Genomic DNA, 18,065 nt, shown 5'->3' with positions numbered 1-18,065 from the left:
GTTGGCTTGCCACATGTTTGACTACTCCCATTTCAGTAGAGCAGCGGCCCAAGACAAAGACATCGTCGCCATAGTCGATGATCTCTTCCAGCTAGCTCGTGAACACTACCCCATATTATCTCGGCTATCCGTGGTGCTATGCAGTGAAAATAAAGCATCGAATTATTTTGTTTCAGACTCACTGTGCCAAAACGCCAAGCATCACTACATCGAACAGGAGATCAAACCCAACTCTGCTTTGAGTCGTCTGGCTGAATCATTGGAAACAAGAATTGTTGATGACCTCTCTTTGATGAATCCGACTAAGCAAATCTCTCATCTACTCGAGCTTGGTCACCAAAGTAGCTACACCACTCCAATCCACTACCAAGAGAGTAACCTTGGGTTCGTTTTCATCAACGCATCATGCACTGACTTTTTTGCTAAACAGACAATACAAAGCGACATCGCGTACCTCACTCAAGCTATTTCGAACCTGTTTGTGCAACTCTTCGAACGTCAGCGACATTTTCAGTCCTCATTAGCAATCGCCCTAAACATGGGGCACGCACGTGATCCTGAAACCAAAGAGCACCTGATTCGCATGGGAAAATACAGCGAGCAGCTGGCACGTACGCTTTCGCATAGTAACAATGAGATTACCCACCAATTCGTTCACCGTATTCGCTTGTATGCCCCGTTTCACGATATTGGTAAGTACCGAATCCCAGACAAAGTGCTCTTCAGTACTGAGCGTTTTTCGGAAGAAGAAAGAAACATCATGAACAATCACACGATATATGGCGAAGAGATGATTGATGACGTGGTTGCCCTTTCCCACCACAGCTCAATGTGTAGCGAAGAAGTTCAGTTCATCAAGAATATTGTACGTCACCATCATGAACGGTTTGATGGCTCGGGATTGCCAGATGCGCTCATTGGAGAAGCGATTCCACTGGAGGCAAGAATTGTCACACTAGCGGATGTGTTCGATGCTTTACTGAGTAAACGAGCTTACAAACACGCATGGTCAGCATCTAAGGTAATGGACTACATTGAAGCGCATACTGGGCTGATGTTTGACCCTGAGTGTGTGTCTGCGCTGAAGCAAAACCTTGATTACTTCATGTCGATACGAGAGCAATACAGTGATGTGCAAAGTCCACAAGCTGCGCTCGCTTAACGGGTTGTATTAAATTTACTTTACGTGACTCTCTTGCAGAACCAACAAAAAAGGATGCCAATCGGCATCCTTTTGTTTTCTAGTCTACAGCTGATAAGAACAACAAGGTTCTTAACTGATTCTAACTAACGATTATACGTCGTAAGTTGTAGAAGCAGTGTCGCCGCCTGTACCAGTCCAGTTTGTGTGGAAGAATTCACCACGTGGACGGTCAGTACGCTCGTAAGTGTGAGCACCGAAGTAGTCACGTTGAGCTTGAAGCAGGTTCGCTGGTAGACGTGCAGTTGTGTAACCGTCTAGGAAAGATAGCGCAGAAATCGTACATGGCATTGGGATACCAGACTCTAGAGATTTCGCTGCTACTTTACGCCATGCCACTAGGCTGCCTTGTAGGATGTTTTTGAAGTACTCGTCAGAACCTAGGAACGCGATGTCTGGGTTTGCTTCGTACGCATCACGGATGTTGCCTAGGAATGCAGAACGGATGATACAACCACCACGCCACATTAGCGCTACGTTACCGTAGTTTAGGTCCCAGCCGTTTTCGTTCGACGCTTCACGCATTAGCATGAAACCTTGAGCGTAAGAAATGATCTTAGAAGCCAGTAGAGCTTGACGTAATGCATCAACCCACTCTTGCTTGTCGCCTTCAACTGGAGTGATTGTCTTCTCAAACAAAGCTTCAGCTTCAACACGTTGGTCTTTAAGAGCAGACAGGCAACGAGAGAATACAGACTCAGAGATTAGAGTTAGCGGGATACCTAGGTCTAGTGCGTTGATACCCGTCCACTTACCCGTACCTTTTTGGCCTGCAGTGTCTAGGATCTTCTCAACTAGCGCTTCACCGTCTTCATCTTTGTAGCCAAGGATGTCAGCAGTGATTTCAACTAGGTAGCTGTCTAGCTCAGTCTTGTTCCAGTCAGCGAATACTGCTTGCATCTCGTCAGCAGACATACCTAGGCCATCTTTCATGAACTGGTAAGCTTCAGTGATAAGCTGCATGTCACCGTATTCGATGCCGTTATGTACCATCTTAACGAAGTGACCAGCACCGTCGTTACCAACCCAGTCACAACAAGGCTCACCAGCGTCAGTTTTTGCAGAGATACCTTGGAAGATTGGCTTAACCGCTTCCCAAGCTTCAGCCGCGCCGCCTGGCATGATTGAAGGACCGAAACGAGCACCTTCTTCACCACCAGATACACCAGTACCGATGAAGTGGATGCCTTTCTCACGACAATGCGCTACACGACGGTTAGTGTCTGGGTAGTTAGTGTTACCACCATCAATGATGATGTCGCCTTCGTCTAGAAGTGGGATTAGGTTTTCGATGAACGTGTCTACAACGTCACCAGCACGAACCATAAGCATCACTTTACGTGGCGCTTCTAGCTTCTCAACTAGCTCTTCTAGAGAGTAAGCACCAACAATGTTAGTACCTTTAGCTGGGCCTTCTAGGAACTCGTCTACTTTAGCAGCAGTACGGTTATGAGCCACAACTTTGAAGCCGTGGTCGTTCATGTTTAGGATAAGGTTCTGACCCATTACTGCTAGGCCAATTACACCGATATCACCTTTCATTATTTTATCTCCTTGCGGCTATTCGCACTTAAGCGATAGCACTTGCTGCATTTGAATCTAGGAACCACTCTGTTTCGCCAGTTTTAGACTGGATTTTCGCTGCCGGGTAAGGCAGTTCTGAAGCAGGAGTTGTATGAATTTCTTTAACGATCTCAACTTTACCTGCACCCAGTACTAGGTAGCTGATTCGTTTTGCTGCTTCTAAAACTTTCGCTGTTTTAGAAACACGGATTTGACCAGACTCAGGGTGAGAAGCTAATACAGATAGGTTCTCATCTTGGTAGTTGGTTGCACCCGGGAATAGTGAAGCTGTGTGGCCGTCTGCGCCAACACCAAGCAGAATCCAATCGAATACAGGCGTGCCGTTTTCTGTTGGGATTACGTCTGCCATCTCTTTTGCGAAACGCTCTGCTTCTGCTTTTGGTTCATCTTCACCACGGATGCGGTGGATGTTTTCAGCAGGAAGGTTTACTTGAGTAAACAACAATGCATTCGCTTCACCGAAGTTGCTTTCAGCATCGTCTGGTGCAACGCAACGTTCGTCGCCCCACCAGAAGTGAAGGTTATTCCATTGAATACCTTCGGCGTAAGGCGCCTGTGCTAAAAGCTTGAAAAGCATTTTTGGCGTGCTGCCACCAGACAGTGAAATGTGAACAGGTGTGCCCTGCTCGCTGTATGCTTTCATTTCATTTGCTAGGTTTTCAACAACCAGTTCAGGCGTTGCAAAGATCTTGTGATTGATCATAGTTCGCAGTAATCCGTGTCTGTTAAGTTTTTGCATGGGAAACGCCATGCGCGGCCATCACGTTGCAGAAGTTCATCTGCTTCCTGTGGGCCCCAAGTACCACAAGCATAGCCAAACAGTGCTTGAGGGTCTTGCTTGAAGTCTAAGATTGGTTGAACGTACTTCCAACATGCTTCTACCGCATCGGTACGTGCAAACAGAGTCGCATCACCGTTCAGTGCATCAAGAAGAAGACGCTCATAAGCTGTTAGCATCTGAGTTTCAGGCAAGTCAGAGTAAGAGAAGTTCATTTTCACTTCTTTTGCTTTGAAGCCTGCGCCTGGCTCTTTCAAACCAAAGCTCATCTGAATACCTTCATCCGGTTGGATACGGATAATCAGCTTATTCTCTGGTGCATCTTGACCAAATACTGGGTGTGGCGTGTTCTTAAAGTGAATCACGATTTCAGTCACACGTGTTGGTAAGCGTTTACCTGTACGTACGTAGAAAGGAACACCATTCCAACGCCAGTTATTGATGTGAGCTTTCAAGCCGATGTACGTTTCAGTACGAGAGTCGTCTGCGACACCATGCTCTTCACGGTAACCTAGTAGGTGCTGACCACGAACATCTGATGCTGTGTACTGACCTAATACTAAGTCTTTACGCAGATCATCTTCTTCTAATGGTTTCAGACACTGAAGCACTTTAACCACTTCATCACGAATAGAATCAGCGTTAATTTGCGCAGGCGGCTCCATACCTACCATCGCTAGCACTTGCAGCAGGTGGTTTTGGAACATGTCGCGAACTGCGCCAGAACCGTCGTAGTATCCGCCACGCTCTTCAACGCCAAGGAACTCAGCACCTGTGATTTCAACGTAATCAATGAAGTTACGGTTCCACAGTGGTTCAAACATCGCGTTTGAGAAACGAAGCACTAGAAGGTTTTGAACCGTCTCTTTACCAAGGTAATGGTCGATACGGTAGATCTGGTGTTCTTGGAAGTGATGATGGATCTCTTCATCCAACGCTTGAGCTGATGCTAAGTCGTAACCAAATGGTTTTTCGATGATCAGACGACGCCAACCGTTCGATTCATCGTTAAGGCCATGCGCAGCAAGGTTTGCTGGAATCACACCGTATAGGCTTGGCGGGGTTGCCAAGTAGAACAGTGTGTTATGGTTTTCGAATTGGTAGTCTTGCTCAAGCTTGTCTAGACGTTGTGCTAAACGAGCATAGTCGTCTACATCTGAAGTATTGATCGCTTGGTAATGCAGATGTTCAATAAATGCATTCAGCGTCTCTGGTTCAGTTTTTTCCATTTCCTGAAGAGACTTCTTCAGCTTCTCACGGTAAGACTCATCGCTGTACTCAGTACGGCTCACTCCAAGAATCGCAAAGGATTCTGGTAGTTGATTGCTAGCATACAGGTGGTATAGAGCAGGAATTAACTTGCGGTAAGTTAGATCTCCCGACGCACCAAAAATAACGATGCTGCTGTTTTCAGGTATTACCATCATCTTTCCTATAAAAACAAGGTTTTTAGTATTCGCCAAAGGTATCAGCGACATACGAAAATAGATAATAGGTCTTAACTATTACATCAATAGTAAGCGCCTATTAAATTTGAGAATGCGTTTGGTAAACGAGGGTGAAAGCTATCACCTCTATTCGGGACAGTATTGTCTATGACTATTTGATTTACATCAACCACTGTGAAAGCAATCGATTAAATATTGACTCATTTCGAACAAATTCTAATCGATAGTTCCGTTCATTTGACCCGAGGGAGAAGCAAATCGGCATTCTCAAACAGTGTAGTCAAGAAAGAACGGTATCTGGTCGGTGGAGTGAGCAATAGGAAAGGGGGAAAAAGGTAAAACCAGCTTATTCAACTGGCTTTATATTTATTTTGATGGTGTCGTGTTTATCTTTGCGCTTTGTTGTAGCAGCGCTCCGGGCGACCTACGGTACCGTAATTTAAATCTGCGACTAACTCACCAGTGGTAATCAAAAATTCTAAATAGCGTCTAGCGGTGGTTCGGCTAGCACCAATTCGTTCTCCGGCTTCATCGGCGGTAATATTAACGGCATCAGCTTGCTGAAAAATGGCTCTGATCTTATCCAACGTTACGCCATCAATGCCTTTGGGTAAGGTGGATACTTTTCCAGAGTCCGCTTTGGCATTGGCTTGCAGCATCTTATCAACCAAACCTTGATTCAAATCCGACACACTTTCAAACTCTTGCTGTTGAGATTGATACTTTTTCAGTGCCGCTTCCAAGCGAGGGAACATCACTGGTTTCAATAGATAATCGACCACTCCACCACGCATTGCTTGCTGCAGCGTATCCACATCTCGAGCAGCAGTAATCAAGATAACATCGCAGCCTTGATTGCTCCCTCTTACGTGATTAAGAATATCGAGCCCACAACCGTCCGGCAGATACACATCCAATAACACCAAATCCGGTTTTAAGATGTCCAGTTGCATCAGCGCTTCAGACTGTGTGGTGGCAATGCCGACCACGTCAAAGCCACCCATCTGTTCTAAATAACGATGGTGTAGCTCTGCAATCGCAATATCATCCTCAATGACCATGACTCTCGTGATTGCGTTCATTTATGTTCTTCCTTTAACCATGCTTTTTCCGTCACGATGATCTTCACAAGATCGCTTCGTGCTTAATTATTATTGTTCTTCTTTTGGCAGATAAACCGTCATTCGCGTGCCAAAATCGTGGTTGTCGATCATTTCAAGCTGCCCTTGATATCGGTCTGCCAACTGCTTTATCAGATACAAACCCACACCACGATTTTGCTTCGCTTTGCTCGATACGCCTTTTTCGGTAAGTGCTTTGGTTGCCAACTCTTTCGGCAAACCACACCCTTTGTCTTCTACTTCTACGATAATTTCATTACCAAAATCACTGATTGAAACTTCAATAACCCGACGCGCTGGCGCAATTTGACCCTCTTGCTTAATCGCCGTCATGGTGGCGTCAAAGGCGTTATCAATCAGGTTACCAAGAATTGTGACAACGTCATCCGCGTTTAACCAGCTAGGCAGAGCTTCAAGCCTTGAGCCTTCTTCAACTTTAAGCTCTAAACCAATTTCTCGCGCGCGCTCCGTCTTCCCAAGGAGCATACCTGCAATGAGCGGGTCTTTAACGGTTTCACGCAAGAACTCGATCAAGCTTTGATAGTGCGCGGTTTCTTGGCCAATCAGTTGCTGTACTGAATCCAACTCGCCCATCTGGATCAAGCCGCTAATGGTGTTGAGCTTGTTTTGATGCTCATGGGTTTGTGAACGCAGTAGATCTGCATATTCTTTGGTTTGTGAGAGCTGGTCTGTTAAATCGTTGATTTCATCGCGTAATCGGAAACTCGATACCGCCCCGACCACCTCACCAGCCACTATAATCGGGCTGCGGTTGGCAATAATTCGCTTATTGTTCAAATACAATTCAACATCGTGGTCAGTGTCGCCCGTTGATAGCAGTTGTTCTAAATCACTGCCTGGCAATACATCAGAAAGGCGCTGTTGGTTGAGTGCTTTATCCCTGTCTATCGATAAAATATCGCAGGCACTCTTATTAATTGAACGTAAAATGCCGTGCTTATCAATGCTCAGAATACCCTCTTTCACGGTACTCATGGTTACATCTAGCTCAACATACAACCGGCCTATCTCTTCAGGCTCAAAGCCCAAAATAGCGCGTTGAAAACGGCGAGATACATAACTCGAAATCAAAGCGTTGACCGCAACCACCAGCAACGCCATCACAATCAAAAAGGCTAAGTAAGGTTCGATTCGATCTTGCAAAGAATCCAATAAGTAACCAACTGACACCACACCAATAACGGTACCTTGGGTGTCTTTTACCGCGGATTTACCACGAACTGAAAAACCCAACGATCCTTTGGCTGTCGACACATAAGACTCGCCCAATACCAATGCTTTTTGGTTATCGCCACCACGCATTGGTTTACCGAGCCTGTCATCATAAGGGTGAATCAGGCGGATACCTTTATCATCTCCCACAACGATAAACGCCGCGCCAATGAGCTGAGTAAGGTTACGAAACTTAACTTGGGTTTCTTCAGACAGAACGTAGGGAACGCCATTAGGGTCCAACGTTCCATTTTCTTGAATAATGCTGGTGACAAGCGGCGATTCAGATAGAAATTCAGCAACACCTAACGCTTTCAAACCCATCTCTTCTTCTTGAGATTGTTTGATGTAGTAAAAACCAGCCGCTGCAAGAATCAAAAGTTCAACGAGGCCAGTGACCGTCATGATAATCAGTAACCTTTTACGGAAACTGATACTGCTCCATTTCATATTCCACCGTCCCTAGTGTTAGACGATTGATGTTAACACCAAGTTAATCGCATGACCTTTCTAGGGACGTGAATTTGTGACTGCTACTCAACTAAATAATTGAGCAGATTGTTAATTGATAATCCTTTACGTTGTTCATCTCGATTGATCGTTCATTTTTAGAACGGATTAGCTTAAAAACCAAAATAAACGAATAAATATTGAGCTAGATCACTAAGCTTTTAGGTGTTTTTTAGGTTGTTCAAAATAAATACAATTATAATGGTTGCATATGAAGAAGTTTATTGTTGCTAAGCCATAGGTCATGATTTTCAGACCGCGCTTTAAATCGAAATTTCGATTAACAGAAAGGCAACAACTCTTCACTCACTGGACGTATCGATAAGTAAAAGTTACTCGTTCGCCGTTACGAATGATGGACAAACGGATTAAGTATTCTCCCCTATTCATCCATCGCTATTTCAAACTCGGCTAGCCAGACAACGAAGAGGTGACTGATACAAGCAGCACCAATAATAAAGCATTGATGAGCAGGAAGTATCGATCAGTGGCAACGTCCAATAGAAACAGGATAACAAACATAACGTATAAACATTGTTGAAAAGGAAACAAGGCAATGAAACGCGATAACTTTGGAATTTGTCTTACTAAGACTATGCTGTTCAAACACTTACAATCGACTTTTACTCACGTAAGAGCCTATGAGAAAGATGGCACCTCCCCACTCGATCTCAAGGTATTGTTAGCATTCCCGCAAATGTCAGGTAGAGATTTATTACAAACAATGCAAGGTTCAAGACAATTGGTATGGCGCGCCGATCACCATTGTCCTAGCTTTAAATAAGCCACTTCATTTTGTAAAAACACTTCTATACTGAACTTAAAGAGCACGCTTATGCGTGCTTTTTAAGTTTCATTTATCTTTGATATTCACGTCACTCAATCTTATTTACACTTGATTAACGAGTTATGAGAATTTCTATTCATATGAGACAATCTATTCAAGACAAATGACTATCGCCCTGTTAACATTAGAGTTAATACTCTAATTGGTATTTAATGCAGATGACCAAACCAAAATTCCGATACCTTGCGATCGCCAGTATGCTTCTCGGCACTATGGCTTCGCCAGGCTATGCAGCTCCGCTCACTTTTTCTGAAGCGTGGCAAATATTGCAAGAAAACAACAACTCACTTGCGGCTCAACAAGCCAACGTTGAACGTTATCAACACCTTCAGAACTCAACAAGCAGCCTCAATCTTCCTTCTATTACCTTAGGGGCTAACTACACGCACCTTGATAGTGATGTGACGATTAATGGTGAACAGTTTGCCGATAGCTTAAGCGGCGTACCAGCTGGTTTGTCTGGTATTGGAGCCGTGTTACCTGGGTTAACTTCATCTCTCGGTGGCATCACCTCTACCATTACCGAACAAGACATCTTTAGCTCTTCCATTCGCGCGGTGTGGCCTATCTTCACTGGTGGTCGAATAACCGCTGCGCAAAATGCGGCTGAAGGTAAAAGCGAAGAAGCGCAAAGCCAACTGCTAATGGAAAAACAGGCTCGTTACGAAGACTTAAGTAAGTATTACTTCTCGGTGATCTTAGCGGAAGACGTGGTGAGAACGCGTCAAGCCGTGGAAGCAGGCTTAACTCAACATCGAGATTTCGCCATCAAGCTTGAACAGCAAGGACAAATCGCCCGAGTAGAACGCCTACAAGCCGATGCTTCCTTAGATAAAGCCATTGTTGAACGCGCGAAAGCTCAGAACGATCTTAAAATTGCTCAATTGGCGCTGACTCAGATCCTTGGTCAAAGTGAAAGTGTAGAACCCTCTGAACAACTGTTTATCAATAAGAACCTGCCTCATATGGACGTGTTCATTGACCAAACACTCATGACCTATCCCGGCCTTAAGATTCTTGATGCAAAAGAGAAACAAGCAAGCAGCTTAATTAAGGCCGAGAAAGGTAAATACTACCCAGAAGTTTATCTTTATGGTGATTACAGCCTGTATGAAGATGACTCTCTAGCCAGTGAAATGAAACCCGATTGGCTGGTTGGCATCGGTGTGAATGTACCACTGCTTGACACTTCAGGCCGTTCCGACAAAGTCGCCGCCGCTCACAGTGCCGTATCACAGGTTCAATTCCTTAAGTCACAAGCCAAGCAAGACTTAACCGTGTTGGTACAAAAGACTTACCTTGAAGCAAACCAAGCGATTGAAGAGGTTCAAGGCCTAAACTCGAGCTTGTCTTTAGCTCAGGAAAACCTATTACTTCGTAAAAAAGCCTTCACACAAGGGTTATCTAACTCATTAGAAGTGGTTGATGCCGAGCTTTATCTTGCGAGCATTAAAACCCAGCAATCTGCTGCGCGATTCAAATACCTAATCTCTCTCAACAAGCTGTTAGCGCTAACTAGCGAGATGAATGCTTACTCAAGTTACTTAACCTCTTCTGTTCCGTCTGATTTCGACTCAAAAACAGACACCGATAGCCAGTCAAAAGGATAATTCATGAAACCTATTAAGCCCCTTCTTCTATCTTTAGTTGGTATCGGCGTTATTGGCTGGGTCGGATACAGTTTCTACCAAGCTTATCAACCACAGCCTGTTAAGCTTCAGGGTCAAATCGATGCGCAGCAATACAGCATTTCATCGAAAGTACCTGGCAGAATTGATGAAATATTCGTGCGTAAAGGTGATTCAGTTGAAAAAGGCGAATTGATCTTCTCTCTACTAAGCCCTGAGATTGATGCGAAGCTAGAGCAAGCAAAAGCTGGTCAGAAAGCCGCTGGTGCATTAGCACAAGAAGCAGAGAATGGCGCGCGTACTCAACAGATCCAAGCGGCTAAAGACCAATGGTTGAAAGCCAAAGCAGCTGCCGATCTGATGGACAAAACCTACCAACGTGTAAACAACCTTTACAACGATGGTGTGGTTGCCGAGCAAAAACGCGATGAAGCCAAAACACAGTGGCAAGCGGCAAAGTACACCGAAAGCGCTGCATTCCAAATGTATCAATTAGCGCAAGAAGGTGCTCGTGACGAAACCAAAGTGGCAGCCGCTCAAAAAGCGTTAATGGCAGCTGGCGCGGTAGCGGAAGTTGAAGCTTACGCAAAAGACACACAGATCCACAGTTGGTTTGATGGCGAAGTCTCTCAGGTCCTATTAAGCAGCGGTGAACTCGCACCACAAGGCTTCCCTGTTGTGACTGTTATCGACACCAAGGATGCTTGGGCTGTACTCAATGTCCGTGAAGACATGCTTAAGCATTTCGAGAAAGGCAGCCAGTTCGAAGCGTACCTACCGGCTCTGGATAAATCATTAACTTTCCAAGTGACACACATTGCCGTAATGGGTGATTTCGCAACTTGGCGCTCAACAGACGCTGCACAAGGATTCGACTTACGTACTTTTGAAGTAGAAGCGCACCCTGTCGATACCAACGAAACACTGCGTATGGGCATGAGCCTAGTGGTTGAGCTTTAGGTGACTTATGTCTGCTAACTCTCAATATACTGGATCGCAATCTAGAGGCTCGCAATCAACTGAGCATCATAGAGCGAAGAATACCTTGCTTAGGCAGTGGGCGATTGTCCGCAAAGACAAATGGTTGTTGTCTTGCCTAACTTGGATTCCTTTGCTGCTTGCTGCCAGTATCTGGCTGATTTTTTCACAAGGGATCGCTCGTGACTTACCGGTTGCAGTTGTTGACTTGGAACACAGTCAAATCTCGCAACAGTTCACACGCCTTGTTGATGCATCACCAACGCTGCAAGTCACTCAGAAATACAGCTCTGCGAGTGATGCGGCGAAAGCGATGATCGAACGCGATATCTATGGTTATGTTGTGATACCAAGGCACTTCGATCGAGACCTTCTGCTCGGCTTGAATCCGCAAGTGTCTGTGTTCTATAACAGCCAATTTATCTTAATCGGTAAGCTAGTGAACTCTGCGTTGCTGCAGGCTCAAGGGACTTTTAACGCACAGCTTGAAGTCGTTAAGCAGCTGTCACACGGTGATACCACGGTACAATCCGCATTAGGCCAAGCAGTAACAGTGCAAAGCCAGATCACGCCACTGTTCAACAAGAACACCAGTTATGCTCAATTCTTGGTGTCTGCGGTTATTCCTGCACTATGGCAAATCATGATTGTGGTGGGCACGATATTGGTTTTGACAGCAAACGTTAGAGCTCGCGGCCTTCACGCTTGGTTATCCAACGCCCCTATGAAGTCGCTCGCATCAACATTAACGCCCTACCTTGTCTTGTTTTTGATGTTTGGTATCGCGTTTAGCTTTTGGTTCTATGTGCTCTTAGACTGGCCATTTAACGGCAGCTTTGTGGCATTGACCATTGCCCAACTGCTTACCGTGATTAGTTGCATCATCATGGGTTGTTTGTTTTTCTTCTTAACACTTGATCCTGCAAGGGCGATGAGTTTCGCTGGCGCGTTTACGGCACCAAGTTTTGCGTTCATGGGCATTACCTTTCCGGTGACAGACATGAACACGGCAGCTCAAATTTGGAGAAGCTTTTTGCCTGTGAGTCATTACATCGAAGTACAAACGGCGCAGTCTAGTTATGGAGTGAGTGCGGCACAATCCCTGATCAGCCTCTCTTCTATGTTGTGGTACGCGGTTCCTGCTTTGGTGGTGATGTTGCTAATTAAGAAACACTTGGCGCAATCAACTCTAACTGCACAAACGGATCTATCTACAAAAGCAGCTATATCTGCAAAAACAACGCCGTCAACGCAGCCAGAAGCATCAGCACAACAAGGAGTAAAACGATGAGCTTTACTCAACTGCTCAAGCAAGAACTCTTAGCGGTATTGCGCAACCCTGTCGTGCTTCTTACCGTATTTGGTGGTGTGGTCTTCTATTCATTCTTGTATCCATTGCCTTACGCGAACCAAGTTCCTCAACAACTGAAAGCTTCGGTTGTGAACTTGGATAAGAGTCAAAGCAGCTACCAATTAGAGCGAATGGTGGATGCCACCTCTCAAATCGAATTGGTCCGTCGAGACTCCACCATCGCCGATGCAAAACAAGCTGTGCTTAACCAAGAGATTGGCGGGTTCCTTGTCATTCCAGAAGGTTTCTATAAAGACTTGCTGATCGGTAAGAGCCCGACACTTTCTTATGCTGGTGATGCTTCTTACTTCTTGGTCTACGGAACCATTGTTGAAGGGCTTGCCAAGGCCGGTGGTACGTTAGCTGCGCAAGTTAAGGTCAGCCATTTGTTAGTCGAAGGTGTGCCTCTAGAATCGGCAGCCAAAGGCTACAGTGCATTCAGCTTGAACCTGAAACCAACGTTTAATAGTCGCATGGGATACATCGATTACGTAGTTCCAGCCGTCTTTGTGTTGATCCTGCAACAAACCTTGGCCATGGCTTCAGGTTTAGTGGGTGCAACCCAAAATGCTCAATCAACGTTTGGCTACTGGAGCAAAACCTCTCCAGCGAAACTGATGCTTGCCCGCTGTTGCACCTTAGTCGGTATTTATTACTTGTTGTCGATGTACTATTTCGGCGCTAGCTTTTCGATGTATGGGATAAACCAGCTCGCCTCAACAACACAGATCTTAACCTTACTTCTGCCCTTCTTACTGGCCAGTTGTTTGATCGGGATTTTTATTGGCGAGTTAGTGCCGCGAAGAGAGCTAGTCACGGTTGTAGTATTAATCAGTTCAATGCCACTGATCTTCTCGTCTGGTTTTATCTGGCCAGTTGAAATGATGCCTGAATGGTTAGTTCTATTATCACAGCTGTTCCCAAGCACACCGGCTATCCAAGGTTTCTTAGCACTTAATCAGATGGGTGCATCTTGGCAAGAGGTGGCGTCTCAATGGACATTGCTCTGGGGACAAGTTTTGTTATGGGGTTCGTTATTGGCACTTAAGCTCTACCACAAATCCAGCAAAAGCACGGTTGGCAATAGCAATAGTCATCGAGCCGTTTAGTTTTATGTTCTAGCGGAAAGTATTCATGCTTTCCGGTCATCAAAAAAAGCTCTGATAAAGGGCTTTTTTAATATCCTCAGATCCGAACACACCTTTAGCCTTCGAATGTTTAAACACCGCCAAAACATATCGAATACTCGAATTCTCCTACGTTCCCTCTATGTCCCCCCTATGTCCCGACAGCCCATCACTCTGAATTCTCCTTCATTCGCCTCTATAACAGCTGCTGCATATGCTTTTCTCAGCAAAAAAAGCATCGACTTATTCCCAAATGATGACAAAACCCGAACAATTGTAAATTTATTGTAAAAATTTCTTTGTCGGTATTATTTTTATGTATAGGATTATCAGTAGGACTTGGTAGCCCGAATACCATAGTCTTATTGGTGCACATACCAAAAGGATATCCATACAAAGCAAGATCAGTACTTATATTTATTTCGTTTTTCGACCTAGCTACAGCCGTTTATGTTGCCGTCGAATGAAGTAGATAAACCACTGAGATATACAAATCAAATAGAAAACAAACACAACAGCAACAAACATAATTTATTAAAAAGACAGGGAAAACCATGAAAAACATACGTGAATTATTTTTTGGGTTTATATTATTGTTTAGTTCCAGTGCATTTGCAGAAGAAGGATCATTTAACCAAGCTATCAGCAACTTAAGTCAAAGTGTTGATGGGTTTTTCAACGAATACACAGGTTGGTTCGTTGGGCTGATATTTAAAAGTGTACCGATTGGTGAAGCTAACTTCCCCGTGATTGTTGGCTGGCTGTTGCTCGCTGCGATCATCTTTACTGTTTATTTTGGCTTTGTTCAATTTAAACGTGTCGGCATGGCGATAGACATTATCAAAGGTAAGTATACCGATCCTAACTCTAAAGAGGACGGCGAGGTTTCTCACTTTCAAGCGTTAACAACGGCGCTTTCTGGTACTGTCGGGCTTGGTAACATTGCCGGTGTGGGTGCTGCACTTGCGATTGGTGGTCCTGGCGCGACATTCTGGATGATCTTGTGTGGCCTTCTGGGTATGGCTTCTAAGTTCTGTGAGTGTACTTTAGGTGTGAAATACCGAACTATCCTACCTTCAGGTGTTGTTTCGGGTGGTCCAATGTACTACCTAAGTCAAGGTCTTGGTGAGAGAGGTTTAGGCGGACTAGGTAAAGTGCTCGCTATTGGTTTCGCATTAATGTGTATTTTAGGCGCATTGGGCGGCGGTAACATGTTCCAAGCTAACCAAGCACACGCCATGTTAACTTACGCATTTGATGTACCAAGTGAATACGGTGTGATCACTGGCCTTGTACTTGCCTCTTTAGTTTTCTCTGTGATTGTTGGTGGTATGCCTTCTATCGCATCGGTAACGGAAAAAGTTGTTCCTTGGATGGCTGCTCTGTATATCGGTATGGCTCTGATTGTTATCGGTTCTAACCTTGATCAAGTTGGCCCTGCGTTCAGCGCAATCTTTACAGGTGCATTTACTGGTGAAGGTGTTGTTGGTGGATTCATTGGTGCGTTAATTCAAGGCTTGAAACGTGCAACATTCTCGAACGAAGCAGGTGTAGGTTCAGCAGCTATCGCTCACTCAGCGGTTAAAACAAAAGAACCAATCACCGAAGGTCTAGTATCACTATTAGAACCGTTCGTTGATACGGTAATCATTTGTACAATGACCGCATTGGTTATCACTATCGCTGGTTTAAACGTAGGTCCATTCGATGGTTCTGGTTTAACGGGTGTAACGCTGACTGCAGCATCTTTTACTGAAACGGCAGAAGTATTCAAATACACACTCGCTCTCGCGGTAATCATGTTTGCGTTTTCTACCATGATCTCTTGGTCGTACTACGGTCTTAAAGCTTGGACTTACCTATTTGGTGAAGGCAAAACAACGGAGCTGATTTTCAAAGTGATGTTCTGTGTGTTTGTTGTTATTGGTGCCACGATTCAATTTGGTGCGGTAATCGACTTCTCTGATGCGGCTATCTTTGCGATGTCTATCTTCAACATTCTTGGTCTGTACTTCTTGATGCCAGTTGTGAAGAAAGAACTGCAATCGTTCGTTGCTCGTGTGAAATCAGGCGAAATCAAAACGTATGAGAAATAACGTTTAGTGGAATGATGTTGCTCTAGTAGCTAACTGGATTCTAAGAAACGACACAGCTCTAAAAACGAAACTGTTCTAAAAATTTTTGTAAGACCCTTTGCTTGAGAAAGCGAGAACAGGACTGCAACTTATCCAAAATCCCTACCAGCTTGGCTTGTGGGGATTTTTTATGTCTGAATGATTAGGTTAATTGTTATCTTCAATACCCTGCTCACTCTTTTCGCCCTTTTCACTATCGTGTTCAACATCGACACGACGAACCAACTCTTCTACTTCGATCATCTCTTTTTGCGCTAATGGCGAGCGACAATCATCGAAACAATAAGCTATGGTGCAGTTCTCACAAAGATACTCTGGCATCACTCCATCCCTTGTCGTCAAAGCAGCCAAATGCGATCTAGCAATCGACTGCGTGTTCATCCTGAACACCACCATTATGCAGCGACTCTGATCTGAAAATATGTATGCAAAGTCATTTAATAGACAACAAGTGACATATCATTATGGTTATACGTAACTATTCACAAATATCTAAGCAAACAATGAAAACACGCAAATAATCAATAATGAGAAAGCACCGAAGCATGCTCCTGAGAAAACGCAAAACGCCCACATCACGTGTGTGATGTGGGCGTTTCAATATTTACTGTAAAACTAACGTTAGGTTGGTAAAGCCTTCGACTTATAGACCCATCTCTTCGGTTAGCGTTTTGATCTGCTTGAGATCCATGGTGTGGACTTCAATCATTTGTCTGATATCACTCAGTCGAGAGTTAGCGTTATCTTGCTTCTCACACGCGTCAGATTTCGCGTCCCATGATGTGCCATCTAAGTAAACATCACACGCTTTCTTAAGAGAGCCAAGGTTCTGCTCGAGTTGATCTCTTTCTTTCTCAAGCTTTTCAAGTTCTTGGGAAATCTGCAGTTCTTTTCGGAAAACTTCACGCGAACGCTCAAACAAAGTCGATTGCATGTCAGCCTGACGATTAAGTTTCTGGTTGTCTTGCTGAGTTTGCTCTAACGTTTGCTTCTGTTCATTTAGCTGTTGCTCTAACGAGTAGTTAGCCTTCTCTAAAACCGAAGACTGTTTTGCTAATTCTTGGAGTTCTTTTTGATGCTCTTCCGTTTGTTTCACTAGAGCGGCTTCTACTTTCGCATCGATTTCGGTATCAACTTTTGCCACTTTAGTTTCAACGGATGTCATCAACTGTGCTCTGCTGTCATGCAGTTCTTGATAACGAGTTTCGAGTACCTGATAAGTGGACTCCCACTTAGAAGCCGTAACTGTAGAACCAATTAAGCCACCCAGAGCTAAACCTATAACCGCAGCAATGCCGATATAGAGCTGACTGCGCTTATCGCGTTCTTCAATAACAACCACTTCATCTTGTTCGCTTTGTCCAGATTGCTGGTTCACTAGCGGGTACTCCCAAAAATTTGTTTAACGTTACGCGGTCACTGACACGAATGCCAATACTGATAGTGTAGGCTCAGTTAAACCTATCGCTCAAGCCAGAAGCACTTAAGCTCTGCTAACACATTCATCCCACCTGTTTACAGGCACGCTTAACGAGTTAACTCCGAAATCATCAAGCTGGCAGTATACAAAAGGAAGCTGCTAACGATAACTATCACTACCCATTTTTGCAGTTTTTCGTTTGTCCGGTAACGAAATAGTACAAATGCCAAAGCCAATAAAAAAACAATCGCTATTAGTCGAGTCATAACTCCTCCTTGTTTCTCTATTTTATACCATTTAAATAAGCAAGTTACGTCAGAGACTCGTTGTTTGATCATTTAGTTGAACAACATTTGTGCAAACAGATATTTTGTAGCTGACATCACATTTTATATGATCTAGGATACGCCTACAGATTACCTAATTATTTAGGTAATTGTTCCGATGAAGACTGCAGGAGAGTGGTTTTTAACTAAATATTAACATTTAGTTAGATTGACCCGCCGAAGAAGTAAATCTTTCAGGTGCTTTATGCTGGAGAAATCCAGAAAAGTGAGGACTGTCGTTGGAGGAACCTCTGGAGAGAACCGTTAGATCGGTCGCCGAAGGAGCAAGCTTAGTGCCCGTTACTTATCTATAAGTGATTCGCTAAGTGAAACTCTCAGGCAAAAGGACAGAGGAGTGGAAAGCAACAGCCTTAATTA

The 18,065-nt window shown here is 44.4% G+C and carries 14 protein-coding genes and 1 riboswitch; of the genes, 7 read left to right on the top strand and 7 right to left on the bottom strand.

Going from position 1 to position 18,065, the window contains the following annotated elements; genetic code table 11:
- The first annotated feature begins 13 nt into the window (after positions 1-13).
- The gene (locus MSG35_RS05870; RefSeq protein WP_338108218.1) at positions 14-1,162 is read left to right on the top strand and encodes an HD domain-containing phosphohydrolase; all 1,149 of its coding nucleotides are present in this window, start codon (positions 14-16) and stop codon (positions 1,160-1,162) included.
- A 132-nt stretch (positions 1,163-1,294) separates the two neighbouring features.
- Here the strand turns inward: MSG35_RS05870 and gnd are convergent, their stop codons facing one another.
- From gnd to MSG35_RS05845, 5 genes are all read right to left on the bottom strand, one after another.
- Positions 1,295-2,743, bottom strand: coding sequence for a decarboxylating NADP(+)-dependent phosphogluconate dehydrogenase (gene gnd, locus MSG35_RS05865; RefSeq protein ID WP_017059712.1), 1,449 nt, complete (start codon positions 2,741-2,743; stop codon positions 1,295-1,297).
- 28 nt (positions 2,744-2,771) lie between these two features.
- Positions 2,772-3,488 (bottom strand): 6-phosphogluconolactonase, encoded by a 717-nt coding sequence (pgl, locus tag MSG35_RS05860; RefSeq protein ID WP_048606936.1) that lies wholly within the window; start codon positions 3,486-3,488, stop codon positions 2,772-2,774.
- A complete protein-coding gene (zwf, locus tag MSG35_RS05855; protein WP_048606938.1) occupies positions 3,485-4,987 on the bottom strand; it encodes a glucose-6-phosphate dehydrogenase in 1,503 nt (500 codons plus the stop codon). The genes pgl and zwf overlap by 4 nt, the downstream gene beginning before the upstream one ends.
- 410 nt (positions 4,988-5,397) lie before the next feature.
- Positions 5,398-6,093 (bottom strand): response regulator, encoded by a 696-nt coding sequence (locus tag MSG35_RS05850; protein ID WP_017063807.1) that lies wholly within the window; start codon positions 6,091-6,093, stop codon positions 5,398-5,400.
- Positions 6,094-6,162: 69 nt separating this feature from the next.
- Positions 6,163-7,815, bottom strand: a complete 1,653-nt coding sequence (locus MSG35_RS05845) for a sensor histidine kinase (RefSeq protein WP_248383330.1) — start codon at positions 7,813-7,815, stop codon at positions 6,163-6,165.
- 616 nt (positions 7,816-8,431) lie between these two features.
- Here MSG35_RS05845 and MSG35_RS05840 point away from each other — a divergent pair.
- The 6 genes from MSG35_RS05840 to MSG35_RS05815 all read left to right on the top strand — a co-directional run bounded on the left by MSG35_RS05840 (position 8,432) and on the right by MSG35_RS05815 (position 15,902).
- The gene (locus tag MSG35_RS05840) at positions 8,432-8,659 is read left to right on the top strand and encodes a hypothetical protein (RefSeq protein WP_009846577.1); all 228 of its coding nucleotides are present in this window, start codon (positions 8,432-8,434) and stop codon (positions 8,657-8,659) included.
- 215 nt (positions 8,660-8,874) lie between these two features.
- Positions 8,875-10,332 carry a TolC family protein gene (locus MSG35_RS05835; protein ID WP_248383328.1) on the top strand — a complete coding sequence of 486 codons (1,458 nt, stop codon included), beginning with the start codon at positions 8,875-8,877 and terminating at the stop codon, positions 10,330-10,332.
- A 3-nt stretch (positions 10,333-10,335) separates the two neighbouring features.
- The gene (locus MSG35_RS05830) at positions 10,336-11,310 is read left to right on the top strand and encodes an efflux RND transporter periplasmic adaptor subunit (RefSeq protein ID WP_248383327.1); all 975 of its coding nucleotides are present in this window, start codon (positions 10,336-10,338) and stop codon (positions 11,308-11,310) included.
- A gap of 7 nt (positions 11,311-11,317) precedes the next feature.
- A complete protein-coding gene (locus tag MSG35_RS05825) occupies positions 11,318-12,619 on the top strand; it encodes an ABC transporter permease (RefSeq protein ID WP_248383325.1) in 1,302 nt (433 codons plus the stop codon).
- Entirely contained in the window at positions 12,616-13,788 is a 1,173-nt protein-coding gene (locus tag MSG35_RS05820; RefSeq protein WP_248383323.1) for an ABC transporter permease, read from the top strand. The genes MSG35_RS05825 and MSG35_RS05820 overlap by 4 nt, the downstream gene beginning before the upstream one ends.
- Before the next feature lie 572 nt (positions 13,789-14,360).
- A complete protein-coding gene (locus MSG35_RS05815) occupies positions 14,361-15,902 on the top strand; it encodes an alanine/glycine:cation symporter family protein (protein ID WP_017059723.1) in 1,542 nt (513 codons plus the stop codon).
- A gap of 186 nt (positions 15,903-16,088) precedes the next feature.
- Here MSG35_RS05815 and MSG35_RS05810 read toward each other — a convergent pair whose 3' ends face one another.
- Together MSG35_RS05810 and MSG35_RS05805 are read right to left on the bottom strand one after the other, a co-directional pair.
- Positions 16,089-16,262 carry a hypothetical protein gene (locus MSG35_RS05810; RefSeq protein WP_164091120.1) on the bottom strand — a complete coding sequence of 58 codons (174 nt, stop codon included), beginning with the start codon at positions 16,260-16,262 and terminating at the stop codon, positions 16,089-16,091.
- Positions 16,263-16,584: 322 nt separating this feature from the next.
- Entirely contained in the window at positions 16,585-17,319 is a 735-nt protein-coding gene (locus tag MSG35_RS05805; RefSeq protein WP_048606944.1) for a chromosome partitioning protein ParA, read from the bottom strand.
- Between the two features lie 609 nt (positions 17,320-17,928).
- Positions 17,929-18,048, top strand: a riboswitch (glycine riboswitch).
- Positions 18,049-18,065 lie beyond the last annotated feature (17 nt).

Origin of the sequence: Vibrio sp. 1CM23M (genome assembly GCF_023161755.1) — a bacterium.
Classification (GTDB): Bacteria; Pseudomonadota; Gammaproteobacteria; order Enterobacterales; family Vibrionaceae; genus Vibrio; species Vibrio coralliirubri.
Note: the sequence above shows the minus strand (reverse complement) of the source record. Positions and strands in the feature narration are given on the sequence as shown.